Genomic DNA, 24,431 nt, shown 5'->3' on the forward strand with positions numbered 1-24,431 from the left:
GGGCGGGGGGGGCGGGGCGCCACACGCGGCGGGCCGGGGGGGGGGGGGGGCACGGGCGGGGGGCCGCCGCCCGGGTGGGGGGCGCCGCCCCCCGGCCGTTCCGGCCCGTAGCCGGTCGGGTCCCCGTCGGTCGGGCCCCGTAGATGTCAGTCGGTGCCGGACTCGATCGCCGCGTGGTCCAGCGCGGTGGACTCCGCCTCGTCGCCGGTGCCCGCCGCGATCGGCGCCGCGCCGCCCGGGGTGAGCTCGCCGATCAGGCCGGTCCACGGCGCCAGCTGGCCGTGGCCCGCGTACTGCTCCAGCTTGCTGCGGGAGTCGGCGATGTCCAGGTTGCGCATGGTCAGCTGGCCGATCCGGTCGTCCGGGACGAAGGCGGCGTCGACGCTGCGCTCCATCGACAGCTTCTCCGGGTGGTAGCTGAAGTTCGGGCCCTGGGTGTCGATCACCGAGTAGTCCTGGCCGCGCCGCAGCCGCAGCGTGACGCTGCCGGTGACGGCCTGGCCGACCCACTTCTGCAGGCTGTCGCGCAGCATCAGCGCCTGCGGGTCGAACCAGCGGCCCTCGTACATCAGGCGGCCGAGGCGCCGGCCCTGGGTGTGGTAGGTGGCGAGGGTGTCCTCGTTGTGGATCGCGTTCAGCAGCCGCTCGTAGGCGATGTGCAGCAGCGCCATGCCCGGGGCCTCGTAGATGCCGCGGCTCTTGGCCTCGATGATCCGGTTCTCGATCTGGTCCGACATGCCCAGACCGTGCCGTCCGCCGATCCGGTTGGCCTCGTGCACCAGGTCGACGGCGGAGCCGAACTCACGGCCGTTGATCCGGACCGGCCGGCCGAACTCGAAGTCGACCGTGACGTCCTCGGTCTCGATCTCGACGGCCGGGTCCCAGAAGGCGACGCCCATGATCGGGGCGACGATCTCCAGCGAGGCGTCCAGGAACTCCAGCCGCTTGGCCTCGTGGGTGGCGCCCCAGATGTTGGCGTCGGTGGAGTAGGCCTTCTCGGCGGAGTCCCGGTACGGCAGGTCGCGCTCGGCGAGCCACTCGGACATCTCCTTGCGGCCGCCGAGCTGGGTGACGAAGTCCTGGTCCAGCCACGGCTTGTAGATCCGCAGGTTGGGATTGGCGAGCAGGCCGTAGCGGTAGAACCGCTCGATGTCGTTGCCCTTGTAGGTCGAACCGTCGCCCCAGATCGAGACGTCGTCCTCCTGCATGGCCCGGACCAGCAGGGTGCCTGTCACGGCGCGGCCGAGCGGGGTGGTGTTGAAGTAGGTCTGCCCGGCGGAGCGGATGTGGAAGGCGCCGCAGGCCAGGGCGGCCAGGCCCTCCTCGACCAGCGGGGCCCGGCAGTCGATCAGGCGGGCCTGCTCGGCGCCGTAGGCACGGCCACGGGCCGGGACGTCGGCGAGGTTCGGCTCGTCGTACTGGCCGATGTCGGCCGTGTAGGCGTAGGGGACGGCACCGTGCTCGCGCATCCACGCGACCGCGACGGAGGTGTCCAACCCACCCGAGAATGCGATGCCGATCCGTTCACCGACCGGCAGCTTGCTCAAGACCTTCGACATGCATGCACCCTTGACCCACCCGCGGTGCGGGCTCCTGATTTAGCGACGTGTGAGGGGATTCGGCCTGATTGATCCGATGCCCGCACTCTGGCATAGATTTGCAGAGTACCGCAAGAGCATACGGCCGCGTCGGCCGGGGTGGCAGCTCCGGCGGGCCGCTCCCGGGGGTCGGGGCCGACCTCAACTCCGTTGGCCAGAGGGGTGTTTGCGGGATCCGGCCCCCCGTGCGGCGGCGGGGGAGAGGGCGGGGAAGGCGCAGGGCCGGACTCCCGGGGGAGTCCGGCCCTGCGCTGGTCCGGGGAGGAGGGGGTCAGGGCTTGCGGCCCACGCCCGCGTACATCCAGCGGGTGGAGCCCGCGGTCGGTCCGTCCGGGCGCCAGAGCGGGACGAAGTCCACACCCGGTTCCAGCGGCTCCCAGCCGGTGAGGAAGCCCTCCACCTCGGCCCGGCCCCGGAGCCGGATGCGCGAATCGGTGTCGTCCCAGGTCTTCACGACCTCGGCGGCGCGCTGCGGGTTGCCCTCGGCGGTGCTGTGCGAGAGCAGCAGGAAGCTCCCCGGGGCGAGGCGGTCGTGGACGGCCTTGACGGCCGCGGCGGCCTGGTCGTCGTCGATGAAGTGCAGGACGGCCATCAGCAGGACGGCGACCGGACGGGAGAGGTCGATCAGCTCGCGCAGCTCGGGCCGGTCGAGCAGCTCGTCGAGATCGCGCAGATCGCCGGTGAGCACGGTGGTGGAGTGGTTGCTGGCGAGCAGCGCCCGGCCGTGGGCGAGCACGATCGGGTCGTTGTCGATGTAGACCACCCGGGACTCCGGGGCCAGCTCCTGCGCGACCTCGTGCACATTGCCCTGGGCGGGCAGGCCGGAGCCGATGTCGATGAACTGGCGGACCCCGGCCTCGACGCAGAGCCGGACGGCGCGGCGCAGGAAGGCGCGGTTCTCCCGGGCGGCCTGCGGGATGTCGGGCGCGGCGGCTATCGCGTGCTCGGCGGCGGCCCGGTCCGGCGGGAAGTTGTCCTTGCCGCCCAGCCAGTAGTCGTAGATCCGGGCCGGGTGGGGCCGGTGGGTCTGGAGCATCACCGGGTCCACGAAGTCCGCCGGATGCCCGAAGCCCGCCGGATCCGCGGAGTCGGCCGGATCCGCGAAGCCCGCCGGGTCGGTCACGTCCGCAGGGTTCGTGGCGTTGTCGAACTCGGGCATCGGGTCCCCTCCGTTTGGCCTGATCAACGGTCACCAGAAGCTGGTAGCCAGCCGGTTGATCGGTTCTGCATCGTACCCGGCCCACTGGGAAGGACGATCACTGGCCCTGGCGCGGTTCACCGAGGTTCACTGCACTGCGGTTCACTGCGGTTCACTGCGGTTCACCGCGGGGCCCGCCGCCGGGGGCCGGGCTCCGGGAGGAGGCGCGGTTGCGCAGCCAGGCGGTGCGGGCGGCGACGACGCCGAGGGTGAGGGCCACCAGGTGGCCGGCGTCGGCCAGCTGCTGGTCCGCCGCCCAGGCGCCGGCCAGTACCAGGGCGAGGAGCGGCAGGCCGTACCGGCGCAGCGCGCGCGGGCCCAGGGCGAGCAGGCAGCCGATGGTGGCGACCAGCCCGTAGCTGATCCCGACGTCCCGCGCGCGGGAGAGCGCCCCCGGGATCCGGGCGGTCAGCATCACCCACATGGCACCCTCGGTGAGCAGGGTGGCGCCCAGGTGCCCGAAGACGAACACCGCGCCCGCGCGGGCCGGGCCCCAGCGCCACTCGGCCAGGCCCAGGGCGATCGCGACGGCGGCGATGCCGGCCCAGGCCGGGACGCCGTCGACCACCAGGCCGCTGGTGAACATCGTCCACCACTTGCCCACTTCCATGTGGTGGACGTTGCTGCTGTTGTGCCGGACGAACCGGGCCCGGCCGGCGTGGCCCTGGGTGGCGAGCCAGGCGGCGGTGATCGTCAGCAGGACGACGTAGACGGAGGTGAGGCGCAGCCGGAGCGCGGCGGTGCGGGCGCTCGCCGTGAGCGCGGCCCGGCCGCCGGTGGCCCTCCGGCCGGCCGCCGTTCCGTCGCCGGCCGCCGTTCCGTCGGCGGCCGTTCTGGAATCAGGCGTCCGGGAGGCGGCGGTGTCGGTCGGCTGCGTCGTTCCGAGGCGGTCCCTCATCGTGCCTGGCGCCCTTTGCGTGCGGTGTCCGGTCTCCGGTGCCCGGCGGCCCGTGGGCGGCCGGAGAGCCAGCCTACGGCAGTCGGCCGCGCCCGCCCGTCGACGGTTTCGCGGGCGGGAGGCCGGGTACGGACGCCGCCGGGCGGGTCACCCGAACGGGCCGTCGCGGCGGCGGGCGGCGGCCCGGGCGGGCCAGGGTGAGGTGGGGGCCGTCGAGGAGGAGCGGACCGTCGAGGAGGCGCCGATGACCGGCAGCACCACCGGCGTGCCGCAGGCGCACCCGGGGCCCTGGTGGGCGCGCGCGGCCCGGGCGGCGTGGCGCTACGTCCGGCGCGCCCCCGGCACCTACGTCTGGCTGGCGATCCTGCTGGTCACCACCCAGGTGATCCGGCACGTCGACCCGGTGACCGCCGACCGGATCCTGCAGCGGCGTTCGACCAACCTGCACCACCTCCAGGTCTCACCCGTTCGGGTGCTGCTGACCAGCGCGCTGTGGATCGCGGGCGGCGGCTGGCTGAGCTACTTCGCGCTGTACAACCTCTTCCACGTGCCCGCCGAGCGCTGGCTGGGCACGCTGCGCTGGCTGTCGGTGGCGGTGCTGGCACACGTCGGGGCGACCTACCTCAGCGAGGGGGTGCTCGGCTGGGCGATCCACCGCGGCCTGGCGGCGCCGAAGGCCGTCTACACGCTCGACTACGGCGTGAGCTACGCGCTCGCCGGGGTGGTCGGGGTGCTCAGCTACCTGATCGTGCGGCCCTGGCGGTACCTCTACGTGGGGGGAGTGCTCGCCGTGTACGTCTACGGCGTTCACCAGAGCCGGGACTACACCAGCATCGGCCACCTCAGCGCGGCACTGATCGGGCTCGCCTGCTACCCGATCACCCGGGACCGGCCGGGAGCCTTCGACCCGGCCGCCGTGGTGCGGGAGTCGTGGCGGCGGGTGCGTGGGTGGCGGGTGTGCGGGCGGCGGCAGCCCGGTCGGTGAGCGAGGCCGTCGGACGTCAGGCGTTCGGGCGTCCGGGCATTCGGTGAATGCCAACTGTTCGAAACGGTAAGGGTCTTAACCTCCTTTTACCGTTCGGGCCTTCCCCTGGCCGGGCACACCGGACAGGCTTACCCCCTGTTTCGCCGGGGCCGCGCAACCGCGCGGCCGGCCACAGGGGAGGACCGCACTCGTGCCCATCAGGCATCGTCGTCGGCTGCTGCTCAGCGCCGTCACGCTCACCGCCCTCGGACTGACCACCAGTCAGGCGCTCGCCGCGCCGTCGCCGTCCGCATCGCAACCCTGGCAGGTGCAGCACCAGGCAGACGTCGGGAAGCAGCACGCGAAGAAGGTCCGGGGTGCCGGGACCTCCTCGCTCGCCCCCCGTTCGACCACCGCTCCCGAGGCCGACTCGCCCGGGGACGGCGGCGACGAGACGGAGAACTCCGCCGAGGGCGTCGCCCAGTACACCGAGGCGCGCACCGCGCCGGGTGTCGTGGCGCCGGGCGCCTACGGTGCGGCCTGGGCGCAGTTGCAGTCCATGCCGCACACGGGCGGCACCTGGGACCACGTCACCGACAAGCCGTACAACTCCGACGACCCGCGCTACCGGGACGTCAACTCCAACTCCAGCGGCGGCGCCGGACTGGTGACCGGCCGGATCACCGGCATCGCCGCCGACACCGACGGCTACGTGTACGCGGGCGGCGCCAACGGCGGGGTGTTCCGCTCCCGTACCGGCGGCGGCCGGTGGGAGCCGATCGCCGACAAGCTGCCCACGCTCTCCACCGGCACCCTGAACCTCGACGGCGGCGGGCGGCTCTGGTACGCCACCGGCGAGTCCAACACCGGGGCCACCTCGTACGTCGGCACCGGCGTGTACGTGCTGTCCGACCCGCAGCACGGCAAGTTCCAGCCCGGAAACCGGGTGGGCGGGCCGGAGCTGGAGTCGACCATCATCCACGCGCTGCGCTTCGGCGGCGGCAAGGTGTGGGCGGCGACCAGCCGCGGTGTGTGGAGCCACTCGACCTCCGACCTGTCGGGGCCGTGGAAGCTGGAGTTCGCGCCCAACCCGGACTACCTGCCGGGCGGTTCGATGGCCAAGGACCCGAGCGCGCCGTACAAGAACATCGCCAACGACATCGCGATCGACCCCAAGGACCCGTCCAAGGTGGTCCTGGCGGTCGGCTGGCGCGGCGGCGACACCTACAACGGCTTCTACAGCAAGGCAGCGGACGGGAGTTGGCAGCGCGTCGGCGCGCTGGGCGACCTGCCGTCGGACGCCGCGAACGTCGGCAACGTGACCTTCGCCCGCTCGGCGGACGGCTCGCGCTACTACGCGATCGACCAGTCGCCCGATGTCGCCGCACACAACCCGGACACCGGACTCAAGGGCATCTACGTCTCCAAGTCCGGCTCGCCGTACGGCCCGTGGACGCTGATCGCGGACAAGGACAAGCTCAAGGCGTCCGGCTCGGCGCTCCAGGACCCGGGCTACCAGCCCGGCATCCAGGCCTGGTACAACCAGTCGCTCCAGGTCGACCCGGCCAACCCGGACCACGTCTACGCGGGCCTGGAGGAGGTCTTCGAGACCACCGACGGCGGCAACGCGTGGGCGACGGTCGGGCCGTACTGGAACAACGGCTTCCCGTGCTGGAGCATCGACCCGAGCAAGCAGACCGGTGACTGCTCGCCGACCACCCACTCCGACCAGCACGCCGTCGCCTTCGGCAGCTACCAGGGCAAGGTGAACGTCTACGTCGGCAACGACGGCGGCATCTACCGGCGCCCGGGCAAGGGGCAGTTGGACGCCTGGGGCCACGGCAAGGACTGGACGCCGCTCAACGACGGCACCATGGACACCCTCCAGTACTACTCGGTCGGCGTCGGCAAGGACCCGGCGGACCGGTCCGGCAAGGGCGTCATCGTCAGCGGCGGGCTCCAGGACAACGGCGAGTCCATCCTGCGGGCGCACGACAAGGTGATGGGCTCCAACTTCGGCGGGGACGGCGGCGACACCCTGGTCGACCCGGCCAACGGCTGCGACATCGCCCAGGAGTACGTCTACCTGGACATGTGGGTCACCCAGAACTGCGCGGTGAACGACGGCAGTTGGACGAAGGATCCGAGCAAGGCCACCTCCTACGAGGTCGCCCCGCCGGACAAGGACACCAACGCCGCCCGGTTCATCGCGCCGATGACCGCCGACCCCGCGGACGCCGATACCTGGATCGCCGGCGGCCAGCACGTCTGGGTGCAGCACAAGGGCTACGCGATCCGCAGCGGCAGCGAGTGGACCTCCGCCTACGACCTGGGCGCCGGTCACGTGGCCACCGCCGTCGCCACCGTCAACGGCACGGTGTACGCGGGCTGGTGCGGCCCGTGCAACAACCAGGGGTTCAGCCGCGGCATCGCGGTGGGCAACATCGACGGCACCGGCTGGCACCAGCTGAACCTGCCCGTCGACGGGACGATCCCGAACCGGTACATCTCCTCCTTCGCGGTGGACGAGAAGGACGCCCGGCACGTCCTCGTGGCCGTCAACGGCTTCTCGCGCACCTGGACGGAGGGCCCCGGCGCGGGCACCGGCCACCTCTTCGAGACCCGGGACGGCGGCGCCACCTGGACCGACGTCTCGGCCAACCTGCCCGACGTCCCGGCGACTTCGGTGAAGCTCCTGCCCGACGGCGGCCTCGCCCTGGGCACCGACCTCGCCGCGTTCTACCGGGCCCCGGGCGAGAGCCGGTTCTCGGTGCTCGGCCGCAACCTGCCGACCACGGCGGTGCAGCAGCTCAAGCAGGGCCCCGACGGCCGGCTCTACGTGGCGACCTTCGGGCGCGGCATCTGGTCGATCAACCCGCGCGAGCTCGGCCGGGACGGCGACGGCCAGGACGGCAACAGCCAGGGCGGGGACGGCCAGGGCGGCAACAGCCAGGGCTGACGGTCCCGTTCGTGCGCCGGTGCCCGGCCCGCTCCTGACGAGCGGGCCGGGCACCGGCGTCCCGGGTGCGGTGGGGGTTGGGGTAGGGGTGGGGGGGATCGGTCGGGGATGGGTCAGCTTCCGACGCGCTGGGCCACGCAGAGGATGTTGCCCTCGCTGTCCTTGAACCAGGCGGCGCGCATGCCCTCGCCCTCGGCGACCCCGTTGACCGTCTTGAGGCCGGGGAAGTCGTACTCCTCGAAGGTGATGCCGCGCTCACGCAGGGCGGCCATCTCGCCGTCGAGGTCGGCGACCTTGAAACTGGCGAGGGTGTGGGCGGCCTGGCCGCCGCTGGGGGTGCGGTAGATGGTGAACTGGGTCGCGCCGCATTCGCCGGTCAGCTCCTCCTCGCCCTCCTCGACGACCTTGAGGCCGAGGGCATCGGTGTAGAAGGCCTTGGCGCGGGCGAGATCGGTGGCGGGGATGACTGCTTGCAGCGGTCCGTCTCCAAGCATGGTGGTTCGCCTCCTCTCGGTTACCAGGCTAGGGAGGTACGCGGCCGGGCGCCCGGTGGGCCGGGGAGCGCTGCGGGCCGTGCGCGGCCGGTCACACGGGGGTGCAGGCGCGGGCGGCCCGGGGCGGCGGGGGCGCGGACGGTCAGGGCCGGTGCGGACGGTCAGCCGCCCCGGGGCCACTCCTGCGGCACCCGTTCCAGTACGCCCGCGCCGAACAGCTCGTACAGCGGCAGCGTCTCCAGGTGGACGTACCCGATGTGGCAGTCGCAGACCGGCAGCGGGCAGGGGCGCGGCCGCAGCCGGGCGCGGTAGCTGCCGTCGTAGAGGTTGCCGAGGACGTCCCGGACGAAGTGGCAGCGGCGCACCGTGCCGTCGCCGTCCACGGAGAGCACCGAATCGCCGGTGCGGCAGGGCAGCCCGGCGCTCGGATGGGCGTGCCGGCTGTAGCCGAAGTGCGGGTCGAGGGCCGTCCACTGCGCGGCCTCGGCATCGGTGTAGCTGCGGCCCTCGGCCGCGTTGATCCACAGGTACACCTCGGGGGCGAGCGCCGCGCGCAGCCGACGGGCCTCGGGGAGGTGGTCCGGCTGCCCGACCACGCCGACGCTGTACCGCACGCCCAGCGCGTCCAGCTCGCGGCACTTGGCGAGGAAGCGGTCGAAGGGCACCTGGCCGGGGTGGTAGGTGACCCACAGGGCGAGGGTGGCGGGGTCGGCCTCGGCCAGCCACCCGGTACGGCAGCTCAGGTTGGTCTGGATCGCGACCCGGCGCACGTGCGGGAGCCGGCTCAGCTCGACCAGCGCGCGGCGGTACCAGGAGCGGACCAGGCCCTCGCCCCAGGGGGTGAACAGCAACGACAGGGTGTCACCGGTGCCCGCGCGGGCGGTGGCCCAGGCGGTGAAGCGTTCCAGCGCGGCCCGGTCGGCGCGCAGCTGCTCGGGCGAGTCGCGGCGCTTGGCGAACGGGCAGTAGGGGCAGTCGTAGTCGCAGGAGGCGAGCGGGCCGCGGTAGAGCAGGGTGAGGTCGCGCGGCCGCGCCGCGTCGGGGGTGCCGGCGGCGGCGTCGGCCTCGACCGGGGCGGCGGGGTCGGCGGGGGTGACGGAGGGCATGCCGAGGAAGGTCATTTCGCCTCGTAGCCCGTCATCAGGGCCCGGACCCCGGGCGAGAACAGCAGCGGCCCGACCGCGTCCGAGTGGGCCAGGCCCTCCGGGGTGAGCCGTAGCCGCTCCGGGTCGGCGGCCAGCCAGCCGCGCTCGGCGAAGCCCGCCAGCTCCGCGGCGAAGTCCTCGGCCGGCGAACTGCCGAAGCGGGCGCGGTAGTCGGCCAGGGGCATGCCCTCGGCCTGGAGCAGCGACTGGACGAGGTGGCGGCGACGCGGCTCGCCGCCGTCCATCCGGAAACCGTGTTCGGCGTGGTGGAAGTCCTCGGTGGTGACGAAGCGGTCGATGATGGCGCGCACCTCGGTGGCGTTCACCGCGTAGTCGAAGGAGTAGTGCAGCCGCGAGGTGTAGGAGCGGGCGCCGCAGCCCAGGCCGACCATGCCGTCGGTCTGGCAGGCGTACTCGCCCTGGCCGGCCTGCGGGGAGGCCGCGCGGCGGAACATCCGCATCGACACCTGCTGGTAGCCGTTGGCCAGCAGGTGGTCCCGGCCGGACCGGTAGAGCGCGAGCCGGCGGGTGTCCCAGGCGGCGGCGCTCTCCTGCTCGCCGCGCCGGGCCAGGCCGGTCAGCGGGCGGACGTACAGCGGGTAGAGGTAGAGCTCCTCGGGCTGCCAGTGCAGGGCCGCGTCCAGTGAACGCAGCCAGCTCGCCTCGGTCTGGCCGTCGATGCCGTAGATGAGGTCGATGTTCAGCACCGGTATCCCGGCGGCCCGGATCCGGGCCAGGGCGGCCTCCACCTCGGCGCGCTTCTGCGGGCGGACGGCCGAGCGGGCCTCGGTGTCGTCGAAGGACTGCACCCCCAGGCTCAGCCGGGTGGTGCCGCGGGCGGCCAGCACCTCCAGCCGGTCGGCGGTCGCGGTGGCGGGTGAGGCCTCCACGGAGAGCGGCACGGCCCGCAGGTCGGCGCCCATCCGCTGCTCGGCGATGTCGCACAGCCGCTCCAACTCGGCGGCCGTCAGATACGTCGGGGTGCCGCCGCCGAACGCGGCCAGCGCGAACCGGGCGTCGCCGTCCAGGGCCGAGCGCACGGCGTCGGCCTGGCGCTCCAGGGCGTCCAGGTAGGCGGTGGTCAGGCCCTCGGGGCTGCCGATCCGGGTGAACAGGTTGCAGAAGCCGCAGCGGACCTCGCAGAACGGGACGTGCAGGTAGAGCGAGAGCGCGTGCTGCGGCTCCCCGGCCCAGAGCTCGCCGAGCAGCGGGCGCTCGGGCAGCGGGCGGTAGGCCGTCTTGTGCGGGTAGGCGTAGACGTAGGACTGGTACGGCGAGTCGGGGAGCGGGGGTGCGGTGATCATGCGCGCTCCTCGGGGATGGAGGGGATGGACGGAGTGGAGGCGGGGGAGGGGGCGGTGGCAGTGCCGTGGCCGGCCGGGACGGTGAAGTGGGCGTACGGGACCGTCCAGACCACCTCGTGGCCGATCCGGTGCCCGGTGTAGCCGTCCTCGCCGTACGCCGTGCCGTGGTCGGAGCAGACGACGGCGAAGCAGGGGCGGCGGGCGCTCATCGCGGTGAAGAGGCGGCCGATGTGGGCGTCCACGTACTCCAGGGCGGCGGCGTGGCTGGCCCGCGAGTCGCCGTGCTCGCGGGTGGCACCCGGCAGGTGGAACCAGTTGGGCTGGTGCAGCGCCGAGACGTTCAGGAACAGGAACAGCGGCTGGTCGGCGGGCTGTTCGGCGGCGACCCGCTCGGCCCGGGCGACCTGCTCCTCGAAGGAGGCGGGGGAGGCCACGCCCATCGAGGGCTCCCAGTGGCTCTCCTGGAACAGGCCGGGCAGGACCGAGCCGAGCGGGCCCTGCTTGTTGAAGAAGCCGACGCCGCCGATGCAGACCGTCCGGTACCCGGCCGCCCCCAGAGCGGTCGGAAGGTCCGCCGCGTCGAACACCCAGGTACGGGTGGCGGTGCTCTCCGAACCGGCGAAGCGGGCCGCGAACAGGCGCGGGTGCGGGCCGCCGGGAGCGGCCGGGGTGGGCAGGAAACCGGCCATGATCGCCTGGTGGGAGGCGTAGGTGAAGCTGCCGGGCGCATGCCGGCGCTCCCACCGGCCGCCGGGCAGGAAGGCGGCGAGGTTCGGGATCCGGCCGGCCCCGGCCAGCTCCTCGGCGACGTCGAAGCGCAGCGTGTCGAGGGTGACGAGCAGCAGGTCGTGGCTGCCGACCACCGCGTTCATGTCGGGGTTCGGGGCGGCCGTCTCGGGCGTGGGCTGGTGGTTCATCGGGAGGGTTCCATGCTCTGGTGGTGCGTCGGGGCGGGGGAGCGGGGCTCTGTGCGGTCGGTACGGGTGGTGGGGTCGGGGCGCCGGGCGAGGGCGGCGAGCTGGGCGCCGTAGGTGTCGAGGCCCTCGGCCGGGCCTCCGGGCAGGCCGGTCAGCCCGGGCAGCAGGTCGCCGAAGGCGTTCACCTCGCCGACCAGGGCGCGGCGCCAGCCCGCGGTGGGCAGGACGTCCACCCCGACCATCGGGGAGCCGGGGAAGCAGGCCGCCGCCCGCTCGGCCGTCTCCAGCAGCGTGGGCCAGGCCGGGCCGGCCGCCTCCCGGGCCAGGTCGAGGCTGCCCCGGGCGCCGCCGAGGTGCAGGTTGGTCATCGGCTGGGAGCTGGTGCGCACCACCGCGTGGGTGGCCCGGCCCTCGACCACCACGACGCGCAGGTCCGCCGAGCGGCCGGACTGGGAGGCCTTCGGGATCCACTGCTCGACGTGCAGCCCGTCCGGCGCCAGGCGGTCGACGATCTCGGCGACCTCCCGCTCGTCGCGGTAGCGGCGCACCCGCAGCGAGTTGTGCAGTCGGCCGTCGGCCAGCTCGACCGAGGTGGTGGCCAGGAGTCGTCCGCGCGGGCCGAACTCCAGGGCGATCACCCCGGAGGCGGAGGAGCCGTGCGCGGGCTTGACGAAGACCCGGTGCAGACCGGCCGCGGCGAGCCGCGAGCGCAGCTGTTCCCAGCCGGAGAGCTCGCCGCCGGGAGCCGGGCCGGGGAGCGCCCGGGGCACCGGCACGCCGGCCGCGGCGAGCAGTGCGTGCGCCCGGCGCTTGTCGAACATCACGGCGATCTCCTCCGGATCGCCGAGCAGCCGCACGCCGGGGTGTGCGGCCAGCCCGCGCAGAGCGGTCAGCATCCCGGTGTACCAGGCGGCCGTGCCCTCGACCCTGGTCGGCGCGTAGCCGGAGCCGAGCGCCGGGCCGCGGAGCAGCTCGTCGACCAGCGGCTCCTCGCCGGGCGACTCGATGCGCAGCAGGGTGCCCTCCGGCAGCCGGTACCCGCCGCGCAGGACGTCCAGCCAGGGCAGCACCGAGGGCTCGGGCAGGCCGGCGGCCCGGGCGGCGGCGGAGAACAGCGTCACCCGCCGGTGCCCGGGGTTGCCGAGGACGGTCAACCGCTGGGTCATCGTGCCGTCTCCTCTCTCCGTTGCCGTGTTCGCGTCCGTGTCCCTGTCCGTTTCCGGTCTCCGCCTGCGCCTGCGGCTACTCGGCGACCGCGACGTAACGGTCCTCGTCGTCCTCGCCCGCGTCCTCCGCCTCGGTGAGGTCGAGGTCGACGCCGGGCAGGGCCTGGCGCAGGCGTTGTCCCATCTCCTCGGTGAGGTAGTGGTGGTGGAGGTCGAGTGCGCGCAGGTGGGTGAGCGGCTGGCCCTCCAGCAGGGCGGCCGCGCCCTCGTCGGAGAGCACGCCCATGGAGAGGCTGAGCGACTCCAGCCGGGCGACCACGGGGGCGTGGGCGAGGGCGGCGGCGATCTCGTCCTGGAACTCGCTGTTCTGCAGGCCGAGGTGGCGCAGCCGCGGCAGGCGCGAGCCGTCCAGGAAGGGTGCCAGGTCGTCCAGCGTGGTGTCGCCGCCGTACTCGTCGACGCCGAGCCAGAGCTCCAGCCGCTCCAGCGCGGGCAGTTCGGAGCCGGACACCGCGCGGACCACGGTGGCCGGCAGACCGCCGGACTCGAAGCACAGGGACGTCAGCCGGTCGTGCCGCACCGGGAGGAGGCAGAGGTCCATGCTGCCGCGCACGGTCAGCGAGGCCAGCCGGGGGAAGGCCGTCAGCAGCGGGGTGACGTCGCCCATCTCCAGCCAGGAGATCTCGCACTCGTCGAAGGTGACGTCGCCGAGGAAGACCGCCTCCAGCGCGGGCAGGCGGTCGGCCGCGGCCGCCATCGCCTCGACCGCGACCCGCACGGGGGAGTAGCCGCCCTGCCACCAGGGGCCGATCACCAGGGCGCGGACCCCGGCCGGGTCGACGGACTGGAGGAAGGACCGCCAGAGCTCCTCGAAGCCGTGCTTGGCGTCGTACTCCAGGGCCAGCCGCCAGGCGACCTCGCCGGCGGCGGGCCGGTGTCGGGTGTCGTCGGGGGCGAACTCGTGGATCGGCAGCTCGTGGAAGTGCTTGAGGTGGTGCGAGACCGTCATGTCGGATCCTGGCGGGTGTGCTCGGGCGGGTGCGGGACAGGTGGAGCCGGAGGGGGCGGTGCGGACTATTCGGCGACGGCGACGTAGCGCCACCGGTCGTCCGGCTTGCCCGCCTCGGTGAGGTCGAGGTCGACGCCGGGCAGGGCCTGGCGCAGGCGCTGTTGCATCTCCTCGGTGAGGTAGTGGTGGTGGAGGTCGAGTGCGCGCAGGTGGGTGAGCGGCTGGCCCTCCAGGAGGGCGGCCGCGCCCTGGTCGGTCAGCACGCCCATGGAGAGGTTGAGCGACTCCAGCCGGGCGACCACGGGGGCGTGGGCGAGGGCGGCGGCGATCTCGTCCTGGAACTCGCAGTTCTGCAGGCCGAGGTGGCGCAGCGCGGGCAGCCCGGTGCCGTCCAGGAAGGGCGTCAGATCGCCGATCGTGGCGTCGCCGCCGTAGTTGTCCACCCCCAGCCAGAGCTCCAGCCGCTCCAGCGCGGGGAACTCGCAGCCGGCCACCGCGCGGACCACCGTGGCCGGCAGGCCGCCCGCCTCGAAGCGCAGCGCCTTGAGCGCCTCGTGCCGCAGCGGCTGGAGGGCGAGGCCGCCCTGACCCTCCCAGTCCTCCGAGGCGCCGCGCACCACCAGCTCGGCCAGTGCCGGGAAGGCCGTCAACAGCGGCGTCACGTCGCACTGCTGGATCCAGGAGATCTCGCACTCCTCGTACGTGACGTCCCCGGCGAACAGCGCGCGCAGGGCGGGCAGTCGGGGCGCGGCGGCGACCACCGCCTCCAGCGGCTCCCGGAAGGAGTCCGGCTCGTCCGGTGCCCACTGGCCGATCACCAGGGCGGCGACCCGCTCGGTGTCGACGGCCTCGAGGAACTGCTGCCAGCGTTCGGGCCACGTCCGCTCGGACTCGTAGTCGAGCCGGATCCGCCAGGCGACCGCGGCCGCGTCCGGCAGCGGGGCGGGCCCGGCGCCGTCGGTCGGCCCGGCTGCCTCCGCCGCCTCCAGGGCCTGGACGAAGTCGAAGACCGGGAGACCGTGGAACTGTTCGAGGTGGTGGTTGACGGTCATGCGCTGCTCCTCCGGGGAATCGGACCGAACGACTGTCTACCAGGCGGGTCCGACAGACCGGTGGCCGGGTGGCGGCCCGGGCGCGTTGTCAGACCCTTGCTCTACGTTCTGGTCGTGGCTCCGGAGCGTGACCGTGTCCGGTCGGGCGGAGCCGTGGGTTCCGGCGCCCGCCGGGGTCCGGCCGTACGGCGTGGGAGGACTGATGTACCGCCAGGGTGATGTGTTGATCGTGCCGGTCGCGGAGGTCGTGGTGCCGCTGCGGGTGTCCGGGCTGGCCGTGCAGCCCCGGGACGCGCGGGGCCGGATGGTGCTCGCGCTCGGCGAGGTCACCGGCCATGCCCACGCCGTGGTCGGCCCCGGTGAACTGCGCCGGGAGGCCGGGCCCTTCGGCGAGGCCTGGCTGCACCTGCCGGAGGGCGGCCGGGTGGTGCACGAGGAGCACGCGGCGATACCGCTGCCCAAGGGGTGGTACCGGGTGGTCCGCCAGCGCGAGTACGTGCCGGGCGCGGTGCGGGTGGTCGCGGACTGAGCTGCGGGAGTAGGAGCGGGCGCGGGAGCGGGTGCCGGCGCAGGTGCCGACGCGGCACGGGGAAGCGAACGGGAACGGACGGCCGGGTGGGGAGCCCGGCCGGGGAACGGAGCAGACGATGACGACGGAGACGGTGATCCGGGCCAACCCGACCGATGCGGGCGCGGGCGGACGCGGCGAGGCCGGTGGGCCCGGCGGGGCGGTCGGCGCGGCCGGGGCCACGGCGCGCTGGCGGGCCGCTTCGGCCGCCACCGGGCCGGCCGACCGGGCGGCGGTCGAACGCGCGGTGCGGGCCGCCTACCGGGCCGCCGGGCTGCCCGAACCGGCGGCCGTGCGCTGGTTCGGCTCGCCGCTCGCGGCCGCCGAGGCGGCGCTGGAGCTGCGGGCCGCCGGCGCGGTGAGCGTGCGCGAGGAGGTCCGCACCCGGCCCTGGGAGGAGGCCCGGCGGCGCGCCGTCGAGCAGGTCGGCCCGGCCGGCTGGGCCGCGCACTGGGCGCTGACCGGCGGTGAACTCGGCCCGGTCAGCACGCCGCTGGCCGAGCGGGTGCGCAACGCCGTGCTCGACCGGCTCGCGCCCGAGGCCGATCGCGACCGGGCCTCCGGCAGCGACCGGGCCTCCGCCGGTGCCCCGGCCACCGGCGCCGGGGCCGCCGCCGCCCGGAGCCGGCGCACCACCGTCCGTCTCGCCCTGCTGGACGCGGTGCGCGGCCAGCACGACGCACCCTGGTTCGCCGCCCTGGAGGCCGCCGGCGCGGGCGTCGAGGCCGTCGCACCGCTCGCCGAGGTGGGGCGGGGAGCCGGCTGGTGGTGGCCGTACCAGGAGGTGGCGCTGGTCTCCGAACGGCCCGTCGTCCTGCACCGCGACGAGGCCGGCCGGCTCGACCGGGCGGACGGCCCCGCCCTGGAGTACCCGGACGGCTTCGCGCTGCACGCCTGGCGCGGGATGCCCGTCCCCGCCGAGTTCCTGGCGGGCCTCGCCGAGGTGACGGCCGAGCGGATCCGCACCGAGGAGAACGCCGAGCTGCGCCGCGTGCTGCTCGAGCACTACGGCTACGAGCGGTACCTCGCCGACTCCGGCGCGGAGCCCGTCCACCGCGACGAGACGGGAGTGCTGTGGCGGATCGTCCTGCCGGACGACGAACCGGTGGTGATGGTCGAGGTGGTCAACTCCACGCCCGAGCCCGACGGCACCTCCCGCACCTACTGGCTGCGCGTCCCGCCGAGCACCCGGACGGCCCGGGCCGGAGTCGCCTGGACGTTCGGCATACCGGAGACGGCCTACCACCCGCAGCGCGAGACCTGATGCTCCGGCCCACGCCCGTCAGGCCCACGGGGCCCGGCGGCCGCAGGTCACCGGCCACTCGGCGGCGGGGACGCCGGCGCACCACAGCGCGGGGTCGTCGGAGGCCTCCCTCCGTGCGGTCAGGTCCTGGTTGACGCCGGCACAGGTGGCGACGGGCGAGTACCGGGGGCACTGGCCGGTGGCGTCCTTGAGCACGTGGGCGCGCCAGGCGTCCAGGCCCATGTCCAGGACTCCCGAGGCGGTGGTCGGCATGTACCGGTTGGCCGACCACGAGCCGGCCATGGCGGTGAACAGCGCGATCGCGCAGACCCCGGCCGCGGTGACCCGGCGGACCGCCAGGAGGTTCCGCCCGGTGGCCGGGCCGCCGCCGGGCCGGGACAGCGTGCGGCTCCAGGCCGCCGCGCGCCGGACGGCCAGCATCAGTCCGAGCACCGCCAGGACGATCAGGCAGTACATGATGATCCACGTCGTCCGCGGGTAGAGCTGCACGGCCTGGGTGCGCTCCATCTGCGCGGCGAACCAGAACCGGAGCAGCCAGGAGCTGACCAGGACGGTGGCGACGGTCCGCACCAGGACGCCTCCCGAACCGAGGCCGATCGCGAGTGCCGCCGCCGCGAGGAGCAGCAGGGTGAACGCGCTCTGCCCGGCCAGCTCACCGCCGACCGGCCAGTTGTGGTAGGTCTGCGTGCCGGCGCGGTCGGACGCCCATCCCATCACGTAGGCGGGATCGGCGTAGACCGTGATCATCGCGTAGCGGTCCTTGGCCGTCGCACCGAACCGGACCAGCTGGTAGAGCAGCGGCGCGCCGACCACCGCGGCGCTCGCCACCGTCACCCCCAGGAACAGCAGCGTCCGCCGCAGGCGCGCCGTCCCCGCCCGCCAGGGGATCGAGAACCCGCTCAGGACGAGGACACCGGGAGCGGCCCAGACGAACCAGCCGGAGTACCAGAGGAACACCACGCCCATCGCGGAACCGTACGCGACCGCCCGCCGGACGGCGGTGCGGGTCGGCAGCCGGTGCGCCCGGCGCAGGTCGCGCAGGCAGGCGGCCAGCAGCGGCACCATGACCAGCATGGCGCTGTGGCTGTAGGGGCGGATGGGGTCGATGAAGAGCACCGCGGCGGGCGCCGCGATCAGCAGGGCCCAGAAGGGCCGGAGCAGCAGCCGCCAGGCCAGGTAGGCGAGCGGGCCGGCGACGGCGGTGCACAGCAGTTGCAGGTCCTGCATGGCGAATCCGACGCCCGCGACGGCACCGTGGGAGCCGTGGAACAGCTCGGCCCACACGGCCAACAGCGCCGGGAAGAGCGGCGGGTAGACCCCGGGCAGGCCCTGGCCGCGGATCATGTCGTCGGCCATGCCCATCACATTGCCCGGGTCGCCCTCCTGCCCGCCGAGCCCCCACGGGGTTCCGTGCAGCGCCACCGCGATACCGCCGGCGACCAGGCCGGTGCTCAGCCCCGCGATCACCGCGCATCCGAGCCGCAGTGCCGGACGGTAGCGGTCGGGGCCGGCGCGGTGCGCGACGTACAGCAGCACCGCGAGGACGGGCACGGCGACCACCGCGGCGTGCAGTTGGAGACCGGCGAGGCCGCTCACCTGGCCGATCCGGACCAGCGGGTTCACGTCGATGCTGCGGGCCCAGAGCAGGAAGCCGACGCCGGTGACCAGGCCGACGACGGCCTCGGCGACCGCCGTCGCGCGCCGCCGGGGTCGACGTGCGCCCGCTGCCCGCGCGGACGTGACGGCGTCGGTTTCGGGTTCTGTCCCGGTGATCCGAGCGGCCGGTGGTGCCTCGGCCTGTGGCGCAGCGGTCGGACAGGTGGTCGCATCAGTCATGCAGTTGTGCTCTCTCACTGTGCATCCGCCGCACCCGATCGGGCTCGCCGGACCCGGAGTCCCCCGCTCGACGGTCGCCCTGGGGAACGACCGGCACCCGCCCCGGTCACGCGGCATGACCTGGACGGAGCAACCGGGCGGGGCGGCGCCCCCGCCTCAGGCCCGCAGGCCGCGGCGCTTGGTGTAGGCGAGGTGGAACAGGAAGAGCGGTACGGCGATGACCGGCCAGCAGGCGTGCATCGCGGCGGGCGCGGCGTCGACCGGCAGCAGGTAGGCGAAGGCGAGTTGGGCGAAGGCGTTGAGCAGGCTGGCCGCGCCCCAGACCGCGGTGAGCACCCGGACGCCCCGACGGAAGGCCGCGTCCTCCTCCCACCGCTCCTCCCAGGCGCGCAGCCCGGCCTCGCCCGCCTTGACCTGGACGAAGGAGCGGAACAGGAGCATCAGCGCCGGGCGTCCGAAGCCGACGGAGGCTAGCAGCCAGACGCCGATCAGCCCGCCGAGCATGCCGGTCCAGGCCTCGCGGATCAGCAGGGCGCGGGGGTCGCCGGTGAGCGAGGAGAGGACGAGCCCGAGTCCGATCATGGTGAGGATCAGCAGGGCGAGGAGGTCGAGGCGCCGGGTGCGGACCAGTCGGACGACGACGGCGACCGCCGGGATCGCGGCCGACCACAGCAGCGACCACCACTGGTCCACGCCTGCGAGGCGCAGCCCGTAGTAGGCGCCGAGCGGCAGGACGAGGTCGAGCAGCAGGGGTAAGGCGGCGGTGCTCCGGCGGGCCCGTCCCTCCCGGGGAGCGGCGTGGACGGTCATGACGCGCCGCCGTTCCGGGTGGCGAGGTCGAACAGGGTGACCAGTTCACGGCCGTAGGCGCGCGGGTCGAAGTCGGCCCCGGCGGCGAGCCGGTTGGCGGCCGCGTCGATCGAGGCGCGGATCGCGGTGGCCATCGCCTCGGGGTCGAAGGGGCGGAAGGCGCCGGTGCGCTGGCCGTCCCGCAGGTGCTGCACCAGCAGGGCGACGGGGGTGTCGAAGCCGGCCGGGCTGACCAGCGGACTGCCGTCCTCCCGGCGGGCGTTGGCGAGGACGTCCACCAACGCCCGGACCGCGACGGGGTGTTCGGCGAGGAAGTCGAGGTTCGCCTCGATGTAGGCGGCCAGCATCGCGGCCGGCTCGTGCTGGGCGCGGATCCGCGGCTGCATGGCGGCGCGGGCCTGTTCCTGGACGGTGTCGACCAGGGCCTGGAAGAGGTCTTCCTTGTCGTCGAAGTGGTACGAGATCAGCCGCACGCTGGACAGCCCGGCGCGCTTGGCGATCTGCGCGAACGAGGCCCGGCCGTAACCGAGTTCGGCGACGACCTCGATGGCGGCGGTGACGATCTGGGCGCGTCGGGCGTCCGTGACGAAGCTCCGGCCGCTCTCCGGAGCCGTGGGGTCCTGAGGATTTACTCGCATGAGTAAAAAGTAACACGCGTCGGCAGAAGTGCGGGCGTGAAAGAGCCCCGCCGCCTCCGGTGGGGGAGGCGGCGGGGCGACGTGGCGGAGGAACCGCGAGGTCAGGGGGCCCGGGCGAGCAGGACGGGCTGGAAGAAGCCGGTGTCGGCCGGCCGGCGCCAGTCGGTGGCGGTGAGGCCCGCCTCGGCGGCGAAGGCGCTCAGCTGGTCCTGGGTGAGGGCCCAGTAACTGGAGCGGCGGACCGTGGTGCGCCACTGCCCGGTGTCGTCCGGCAGGAGCCGGAAGAGCTCCAGGCCGTAGCGCTCGCCGTCCTCGTGCCACTGCCAGAGCTGGAACAGCACCGAGCGCCGGCCGTCCAGTTCGGCGGTCTGCGGCGGGGTGGAGGCCGGGCGGTCCCGGCGCAGCTCGTCGTACGGGCGGGTGGAGAGCAGGAGCAGCCCGCCCGGGCGCAGGACCCGGCGCATCTCGGCCAGCGCGGCGCGGACGTCCTCGGCCGCGAGCAGGTGGGGGAGCGCGTTGTCGGCGCACACCACCACGTCGAACCGGCCGTCCGGGAAGGGGAGTTCGCGCATGTCGGCGGCCGCCGCGAGCAGCCGGAGCCCGCGAGCGGCGGCCTCCGCGGCGGCCCGGGCGGCGGCGACCGGGCTGAGGTCGGTGCCGGTCACCCGGTGGCCGAGCGCGGCCAGGCCGATCGCCTGGGTCCCGATGCCGCAGGCACAGTCGAGCACCTCGGCCGGGCCCTCGCCCAGGTGCTCCCGGACCAGGGCGTCCAAGGCGGCGCCCTGCCGGGCGAGCGAGGCGTTCCAGTCGCCGTAGAGCAGGTGGTAGTCCTCGGCGAGGTCGTCGTAGAAGCGGCCGGGGTCGGACCGCGGTGTCCTGGTCATGGCGTAGCGGTCTGGCAGGGGACGTCGGTGGCGACGCCGTACCCGAACGGCTCGCCGTCCTGTTCCTTCGTCATGGCCGCTATCCTCGCGCAGACGTATCGACACGGGGTAACGGTTTTCGAGGCCGCGGTTCCGGAACGAGGGGAAGGAACGGGCCGTGGAACGGATACCCGACGAGGACCCGCTGGACGGGCTCCGGCCGCTGCTGGAGGCGGGGGAGGCGGTCCTCGGCTACGAGCCGGACGGCCCCTGGTCCGGCTCCGGGCAGGCGCCCGGTTACGCCGACCGTTGCTGGGTGCTGCACACACTGCGGGTGGACGGGCGACCGGTGCGCTGGGCCGAGGCGCTGGCGGGCGCCGGGCGGCGCCTCGCCGACTGGCCCTGCACCCTGTCCTACCTGGTGTTCGACGACCGGGCCGCGCTGCCGGGCGAGGTCGACGTCCCGCTGATCGGCGAGCCGGACCGCGACTGCCTCGCGCGGCTGGTGGAGGTGCTGGCCCGGCACAGCGCCGACGGGCCGGCGACCGACTGCCGCCTCGCCTCGGCCGCGATCGAGGACCTGCTGCGACCGGTGACGGCCCACCGCGGCCGGCTGGACGAGGTGCTCGCCCACTACGACGCCCGGCCGGGGTACGCCCAGTTCCCCGCGCACTGGTGGTCCGCGGACCGCTCCTGGTTCGTCCTCACCAACTGGGACCTCAGCGCCACCGAGGTCTTCGGCCCGCCTGCCCTGATCGCGGACCTGCTCGCCGACCCGGGCCTGGAGGCCGTCCGGCACCCGAGCATCGCGGAGATCGCGGACGGCGCGGCCCGGTGGCCGGGGTGATCGAGCTGCCGGAAGGGTCCTGGTGGGACTGGGACGTGTACTCCTGGCGCCCCGGCGAGTTGATCCTGGCCGCCGGTCACGACCTCTGCTACCACCACGGTCTGGAACTGGTCCTCACCGACCCGCTCTACGTCCGCTGCCCGGGGTCCTTCCAGGACCCGGTGTTCCGCGAGCCGGGCGCCGAGGAGCGGCGGCTCGTCGAGCGGCAGTGCGGCGAGGCACCGGGCGTGCTGCTCGCCTTCGAGGCGGACGGCGGCGGGGCGGAGCCGGTGGCCGGGCTGATCGCCGCCGGGGGGCTGGAGGTGCGGGTCGGGTGGGTACGCAGGTACCCGGTCGGCGGTGAATCCGCTGGCAGTGCGGCGTCGGCGCCGCGATGATGCGAGGCATGCGCACCTTCGAAGAGCTGATCGCCGAGGCCGGGTCCGTCTCCGTGGACGGCTGGGACTTCTCCTGGCTGGACGGCCGGGCCACCGAGCAACGCCCCTCCTGGGGCTACCAGCGGCTGCTGGCCGGGCGGCTGGCGTCGGCGTCGGCGGCCCTGGACATCCAGACCGGCGGCGGGGAAGTGCTGGCCGGTGCCCTGCGCCAGGGCGGCGGCCCGCCCGTCCTGGCCGCCACCGAGTCCTGGCCGCCCAACCTGGCCCAGGCGACCCGGCTGCTGCACCCGCTGGGCGCGGTGGTGGTCGCCGACCAGGACGAGCCGCCGCTGCCGTTCGCGGACGGGGCCTTCGACCTGGTCAGCAGCCGGCACCCGGTGAAGGCCTGGTGGTCGGAGATCGCCCGGGTGCTGCGGCCCGGCGGTGCGTACTTCGCCCAGCACGTCGGCCCGGCCTCGGTCTTCGAGCTGGTCGAGTACTTCCTCGGACCGCAGCCCGAGGCACGCGAGGGCCGCCGCCCCGAGGTGGAGGGCGCCGAGGCCCGGGCGGCCGGGCTGGAGGTGGTGGACCTGCGCTCGGAGCGGTTGCGGATGGAGTTCCACGACATCGGCGCGGTGGTGTACTTCCTGCGGAAGGTGATCTGGATGGTTCCGGGCTTCACCGTCGAGGGCCACCTCGACCGGCTGCGCGAGCTGGACGCCCGGATCCGGGCCGAGGGCCCGTTCGTCGCCCATTCGGCGCGCTTCCTGATCGAGGCGCGCAAGCACATCGACTGATCCGGTGTCCGCATTGCATCGGTATGAACGAGTTGGGGCATTCTGGAAGACCCGGCTCGCCGTTCGTGCCGGTGCGAGCACCGCCTTCTTCGGGCGAGGACAGGCCGGGAGGGAAGCCGCCGCCGGGCGGAAGGGCGTCGAGGCGGACGGTTCGGCCGGTGATCGCGGCGGCGAGTCAGCTGTCGTACGCCTCGGTGTGGACCGGCAGCTTGCGAAGGCGGAAGGCGCGGACCTTCTCGATGCGCGCCTTGTTGTCGGGGAACTCGAGGCCGGCGTCTGTGCGGGCGCTGACGGTGCACTGCGTCCAGTCGGCCAGTTCCCGGCCCCGGTCGGGGAAGGGACGGCGGGTTCGCCGGGTCAGCGGGTGTCGGTGAGGGCGGCGAGGTCTGCGCGGGCGCGGGGTGCGTGGAGGGGGTTGAAGGAGGGGTCGGTGGTGAGGGCCTGGGTGAGGTGGGTGCGGGCGGCCTCGGTGTGTCCGAGGGCGCGTTCGATCTCGCCGTGGTGGTAGAGGAACACGGCGTTGTGCCAGCCGTGGTTCTCGGCCTGTTCGGCCAGGTCCAGTGCTTCCTGGTCCGCGCCTTGGCGGTGCAGGGCCCAGGCGAGGGCGTCGGCGACCAGGACGTTGTGCCGCCGCTGCCATTCGGCCCGCAGCAGGCGTACTGCTTCGGCGGGGTCGCCGTGGTCGGCCTGGTACTGGCCGAGGGTGAGGTCGTCGACGACGCCGTTGGCGGCGGCCAGGCGCTGCTCGGCTTCCAGCAGGCGGTACTGCTCCTGAGCCAGTTGGGGGTGGCCGAGGGATTCGTGGAGTTCTCCGAGTTCGAGGAGGTACTGGGGGAGCGGGACCTTGGCGATGGCGGCGTCGTAGTCCCGGACGGCGGCCTCGGTGTTGCCGAGGGCGGCTTCGGCCCGGGCCTGCCCGGCGAGTGCGGGGGTGTGGCCGGCGTCGTCGGCGAGGGCTTCGCGGTAGCCGGTCAGGGCCTGGTCGGGGTGGCCGGCGTTGCGGTCGAGTTCGGCGATCTGGAAGCGGCAGAAGGCTTTGTCGGCGGGGTCGAAGGCCGAGGCGAGGGCGCTGTCGAGGGCGGCGCGGGCCTGGTCGGGGTGGCCGTGCTGTTCGAGGTCGTAGGCGGCGCGGGTGAAGGAGGCGGTGCCGGGTCGGCGGTCGAGGAGTTGCTGGACGGCGTCGGTGGCGCCGGTGTCGTCGCCGAGTTGGGTGCGGGCGTCGGCGAGGACGGCGTAGGCGGGCCAGTGCGCGGGCGAGGCGGCGATGGCCTGTTCGGCGAAGTCACGTGCCCGGTCGAAGAGGTGGCGGGCGTTGGCGAGGGCTCCCAGGCCGGTGAGGGCCTCGGTGTTGGCGTCGGGTGCGAGCGTGAGGGAGCGGTGCAGGGCTTCGTCGGCCTTCGGGTAGTAGGACGGGTCGGCCGTCAGCCGGGCCTGTTCGACGTACTCCGCGCCCAGCCGGGCCCAGCCGGGGGCGTCGTTCGGCAGTGCCTTGAGCCGCTGCTGTTCGGCGGTGATCGCCCGGGTGAGGGAGCTGCCCGCGGTGCGCGGGCCTGCGGCGTGCGCCGCGTCGTCGCCCGAGGACCCGGTGTGGTCCGCCGTCGGGTGGTGCAGTGCCCCGGCCGTCGCCAGGGCGCCGCAGAGGGCGGCGGTGGTGAGCAGGAGCGGCAGGCGGCGCATCGGGGTCCTCTGGTGGTGGCGGAGGGGGAGGGGCGGCGGGTGGCCGACGGTGTCGTTGCCGACCACCCGCA

The 24,431-nt window shown here is 74.2% G+C and carries 22 protein-coding genes; 7 read left to right on the forward strand and 15 right to left on the reverse strand.

Annotated elements, in window-relative coordinates; all coding sequences use genetic code 11:
* Positions 1-146: 146 nt before the first annotated feature.
* The 3 genes from argG to ACFXPX_RS29965 all read right to left on the reverse strand — a co-directional run bounded on the left by argG (position 147) and on the right by ACFXPX_RS29965 (position 3,694).
* On the reverse strand, positions 147-1,559 hold the full coding sequence (gene argG / locus ACFXPX_RS29955) for an argininosuccinate synthase (RefSeq protein WP_380532690.1): 1,413 nt from the start codon (positions 1,557-1,559) through the stop codon (positions 147-149).
* A gap of 310 nt (positions 1,560-1,869) precedes the next feature.
* The gene (locus ACFXPX_RS29960; RefSeq protein ID WP_380532687.1) at positions 1,870-2,757 is read right to left on the reverse strand and encodes an SAM-dependent methyltransferase; all 888 of its coding nucleotides are present in this window, start codon (positions 2,755-2,757) and stop codon (positions 1,870-1,872) included.
* A 151-nt stretch (positions 2,758-2,908) separates the two neighbouring features.
* Positions 2,909-3,694 (reverse strand): rhomboid-like protein, encoded by a 786-nt coding sequence (locus ACFXPX_RS29965; protein WP_380644086.1) that lies wholly within the window; start codon positions 3,692-3,694, stop codon positions 2,909-2,911.
* A 244-nt stretch (positions 3,695-3,938) separates the two neighbouring features.
* Between ACFXPX_RS29965 and ACFXPX_RS29970 the strand changes: the two genes are divergently transcribed.
* Together ACFXPX_RS29970 and ACFXPX_RS29975 are read left to right on the forward strand one after the other, a co-directional pair.
* Positions 3,939-4,679: a rhomboid-like protein gene (locus ACFXPX_RS29970; RefSeq protein WP_380532681.1), complete on the forward strand. Its 741-nt coding sequence runs from the start codon at positions 3,939-3,941 to the stop codon at positions 4,677-4,679.
* A gap of 190 nt (positions 4,680-4,869) precedes the next feature.
* A complete protein-coding gene (locus ACFXPX_RS29975; RefSeq protein WP_380644087.1) occupies positions 4,870-7,617 on the forward strand; it encodes a glycosyl hydrolase in 2,748 nt (915 codons plus the stop codon).
* A 113-nt stretch (positions 7,618-7,730) separates the two neighbouring features.
* On the opposite strand, the gene ACFXPX_RS29980 is transcribed toward ACFXPX_RS29975, so the two are convergent.
* From ACFXPX_RS29980 to ACFXPX_RS30010, 7 genes are all read right to left on the reverse strand, one after another.
* Positions 7,731-8,111, reverse strand: a complete 381-nt coding sequence (locus ACFXPX_RS29980) for a VOC family protein (protein ID WP_375896821.1) — start codon at positions 8,109-8,111, stop codon at positions 7,731-7,733.
* 161 nt (positions 8,112-8,272) lie between these two features.
* Positions 8,273-9,217: an STM4011 family radical SAM protein gene (locus ACFXPX_RS29985; protein WP_380644088.1), complete on the reverse strand. Its 945-nt coding sequence runs from the start codon at positions 9,215-9,217 to the stop codon at positions 8,273-8,275.
* An 11-nt stretch (positions 9,218-9,228) separates the two neighbouring features.
* Positions 9,229-10,560, reverse strand: coding sequence for an STM4012 family radical SAM protein (locus ACFXPX_RS29990; protein ID WP_380644089.1), 1,332 nt, complete (start codon positions 10,558-10,560; stop codon positions 9,229-9,231).
* Positions 10,557-11,432, reverse strand: coding sequence for an STM4013/SEN3800 family hydrolase (locus tag ACFXPX_RS29995; RefSeq protein WP_380528930.1), 876 nt, complete (start codon positions 11,430-11,432; stop codon positions 10,557-10,559). Before ACFXPX_RS29995 ends, ACFXPX_RS29990 begins: the two co-directional genes overlap by 4 nt.
* Before the next feature lie 41 nt (positions 11,433-11,473).
* Entirely contained in the window at positions 11,474-12,643 is a 1,170-nt protein-coding gene (locus ACFXPX_RS30000) for an STM4014 family protein (protein ID WP_380644090.1), read from the reverse strand.
* A gap of 76 nt (positions 12,644-12,719) precedes the next feature.
* Positions 12,720-13,652 (reverse strand): STM4015 family protein, encoded by a 933-nt coding sequence (locus ACFXPX_RS30005; protein ID WP_380644091.1) that lies wholly within the window; start codon positions 13,650-13,652, stop codon positions 12,720-12,722.
* Positions 13,653-13,717: 65 nt separating this feature from the next.
* Positions 13,718-14,704, reverse strand: a complete 987-nt coding sequence (locus ACFXPX_RS30010) for an STM4015 family protein (RefSeq protein ID WP_380528888.1) — start codon at positions 14,702-14,704, stop codon at positions 13,718-13,720.
* Between the two features lie 202 nt (positions 14,705-14,906).
* Between ACFXPX_RS30010 and ACFXPX_RS30015 the strand changes: the two genes are divergently transcribed.
* On the forward strand, positions 14,907-15,233 hold the full coding sequence (locus ACFXPX_RS30015) for a hypothetical protein (RefSeq protein WP_375896837.1): 327 nt from the start codon (positions 14,907-14,909) through the stop codon (positions 15,231-15,233).
* A 118-nt stretch (positions 15,234-15,351) separates the two neighbouring features.
* Positions 15,352-16,536 carry a DUF6745 domain-containing protein gene (locus tag ACFXPX_RS30020; protein WP_380594753.1) on the forward strand — a complete coding sequence of 395 codons (1,185 nt, stop codon included), beginning with the start codon at positions 15,352-15,354 and terminating at the stop codon, positions 16,534-16,536.
* Between the two features lie 18 nt (positions 16,537-16,554).
* On the opposite strand, the gene ACFXPX_RS30025 is transcribed toward ACFXPX_RS30020, so the two are convergent.
* The 4 genes from ACFXPX_RS30025 to ACFXPX_RS30040 form a co-directional block, all read right to left on the reverse strand.
* The gene (locus ACFXPX_RS30025) at positions 16,555-18,372 is read right to left on the reverse strand and encodes a hypothetical protein (RefSeq protein ID WP_380644092.1); all 1,818 of its coding nucleotides are present in this window, start codon (positions 18,370-18,372) and stop codon (positions 16,555-16,557) included.
* Between the two features lie 156 nt (positions 18,373-18,528).
* Complete coding sequence (locus tag ACFXPX_RS30030) at positions 18,529-19,182, reverse strand: VC0807 family protein (RefSeq protein ID WP_380644093.1); 654 nt, start codon at positions 19,180-19,182, stop codon at positions 18,529-18,531.
* A complete protein-coding gene (locus ACFXPX_RS30035; RefSeq protein ID WP_380644094.1) occupies positions 19,179-19,820 on the reverse strand; it encodes a TetR/AcrR family transcriptional regulator in 642 nt (213 codons plus the stop codon). The genes ACFXPX_RS30030 and ACFXPX_RS30035 overlap by 4 nt, the downstream gene beginning before the upstream one ends.
* Positions 19,821-19,921: 101 nt before the next feature.
* On the reverse strand, positions 19,922-20,704 hold the full coding sequence (locus tag ACFXPX_RS30040) for a methyltransferase domain-containing protein (RefSeq protein WP_380644095.1): 783 nt from the start codon (positions 20,702-20,704) through the stop codon (positions 19,922-19,924).
* A gap of 157 nt (positions 20,705-20,861) precedes the next feature.
* On the opposite strand from ACFXPX_RS30040, the gene ACFXPX_RS30045 reads away from it, so the two are divergent.
* Genes ACFXPX_RS30045 through ACFXPX_RS30055 form a run of 3 tightly spaced genes read left to right on the forward strand, consistent with a single transcriptional unit; the run spans position 20,862 to position 22,683 of the window.
* The gene (locus tag ACFXPX_RS30045) at positions 20,862-21,530 is read left to right on the forward strand and encodes a hypothetical protein (RefSeq protein ID WP_380644096.1); all 669 of its coding nucleotides are present in this window, start codon (positions 20,862-20,864) and stop codon (positions 21,528-21,530) included.
* A complete protein-coding gene (locus ACFXPX_RS30050; RefSeq protein WP_380594739.1) occupies positions 21,527-21,907 on the forward strand; it encodes a hypothetical protein in 381 nt (126 codons plus the stop codon). The genes ACFXPX_RS30045 and ACFXPX_RS30050 overlap by 4 nt, the downstream gene beginning before the upstream one ends.
* A gap of 8 nt (positions 21,908-21,915) precedes the next feature.
* Entirely contained in the window at positions 21,916-22,683 is a 768-nt protein-coding gene (locus ACFXPX_RS30055) for a class I SAM-dependent methyltransferase (protein WP_375897174.1), read from the forward strand.
* Positions 22,684-23,040: 357 nt separating this feature from the next.
* Here ACFXPX_RS30055 and ACFXPX_RS30060 read toward each other — a convergent pair whose 3' ends face one another.
* Positions 23,041-24,426: a tetratricopeptide repeat protein gene (locus tag ACFXPX_RS30060; protein ID WP_380644097.1), complete on the reverse strand. Its 1,386-nt coding sequence runs from the start codon at positions 24,424-24,426 to the stop codon at positions 23,041-23,043.
* Between the last annotated feature and the right edge of the window lie 5 nt (positions 24,427-24,431).

The sequence above is a fragment of the Kitasatospora sp. NPDC059146 genome (assembly GCF_042786665.1).
In the GTDB taxonomy this organism is placed as follows: Bacteria; Actinomycetota; Actinomycetes; order Streptomycetales; family Streptomycetaceae; genus Kitasatospora.

What these genes read in the sequence shown, in the direction of transcription:
- ACFXPX_RS29970 (WP_380532681.1), top strand. Translation starts at nt 3,939, where the DNA reads ATGACCGGCAGCACCACCGGCGTGCCGCAGGCGCACCCGGGGCCCTGG.
- ACFXPX_RS30020 (WP_380594753.1), top strand. Translation starts at nt 15,352, where the DNA reads ATGACGACGGAGACGGTGATCCGGGCCAACCCGACCGATGCGGGCGCG.
- ACFXPX_RS29980 (WP_375896821.1), bottom strand. Translation starts at nt 8,111, where the DNA reads ATGCTTGGAGACGGACCGCTGCAAGCAGTCATCCCCGCCACCGATCTC.
- ACFXPX_RS29965 (WP_380644086.1), bottom strand. Translation starts at nt 3,694, where the DNA reads ATGAGGGACCGCCTCGGAACGACGCAGCCGACCGACACCGCCGCCTCC.
- ACFXPX_RS30000 (WP_380644090.1), bottom strand. Translation starts at nt 12,643, where the DNA reads ATGACCCAGCGGTTGACCGTCCTCGGCAACCCCGGGCACCGGCGGGTG.
- ACFXPX_RS30005 (WP_380644091.1), bottom strand. Translation starts at nt 13,652, where the DNA reads ATGACGGTCTCGCACCACCTCAAGCACTTCCACGAGCTGCCGATCCAC.
- ACFXPX_RS30035 (WP_380644094.1), bottom strand. Translation starts at nt 19,820, where the DNA reads ATGCGAGTAAATCCTCAGGACCCCACGGCTCCGGAGAGCGGCCGGAGC.
- ACFXPX_RS30025 (WP_380644092.1), bottom strand. Translation starts at nt 18,372, where the DNA reads ATGACTGATGCGACCACCTGTCCGACCGCTGCGCCACAGGCCGAGGCA.
- ACFXPX_RS29985 (WP_380644088.1), bottom strand. Translation starts at nt 9,217, where the DNA reads ATGCCCTCCGTCACCCCCGCCGACCCCGCCGCCCCGGTCGAGGCCGAC.
- argG (WP_380532690.1), bottom strand. Translation starts at nt 1,559, where the DNA reads ATGTCGAAGGTCTTGAGCAAGCTGCCGGTCGGTGAACGGATCGGCATC.
- ACFXPX_RS30030 (WP_380644093.1), bottom strand. Translation starts at nt 19,182, where the DNA reads ATGACCGTCCACGCCGCTCCCCGGGAGGGACGGGCCCGCCGGAGCACC.
- ACFXPX_RS29995 (WP_380528930.1), bottom strand. Translation starts at nt 11,432, where the DNA reads ATGAACGCGGTGGTCGGCAGCCACGACCTGCTGCTCGTCACCCTCGAC.
- ACFXPX_RS30015 (WP_375896837.1), top strand. Translation starts at nt 14,907, where the DNA reads ATGTACCGCCAGGGTGATGTGTTGATCGTGCCGGTCGCGGAGGTCGTG.
- ACFXPX_RS29960 (WP_380532687.1), bottom strand. Translation starts at nt 2,757, where the DNA reads ATGCCCGAGTTCGACAACGCCACGAACCCTGCGGACGTGACCGACCCG.
- ACFXPX_RS29990 (WP_380644089.1), bottom strand. Translation starts at nt 10,560, where the DNA reads ATGATCACCGCACCCCCGCTCCCCGACTCGCCGTACCAGTCCTACGTC.
- ACFXPX_RS30010 (WP_380528888.1), bottom strand. Translation starts at nt 14,704, where the DNA reads ATGACCGTCAACCACCACCTCGAACAGTTCCACGGTCTCCCGGTCTTC.
- ACFXPX_RS30040 (WP_380644095.1), bottom strand. Translation starts at nt 20,704, where the DNA reads ATGACCAGGACACCGCGGTCCGACCCCGGCCGCTTCTACGACGACCTC.
- ACFXPX_RS30055 (WP_375897174.1), top strand. Translation starts at nt 21,916, where the DNA reads ATGCGCACCTTCGAAGAGCTGATCGCCGAGGCCGGGTCCGTCTCCGTG.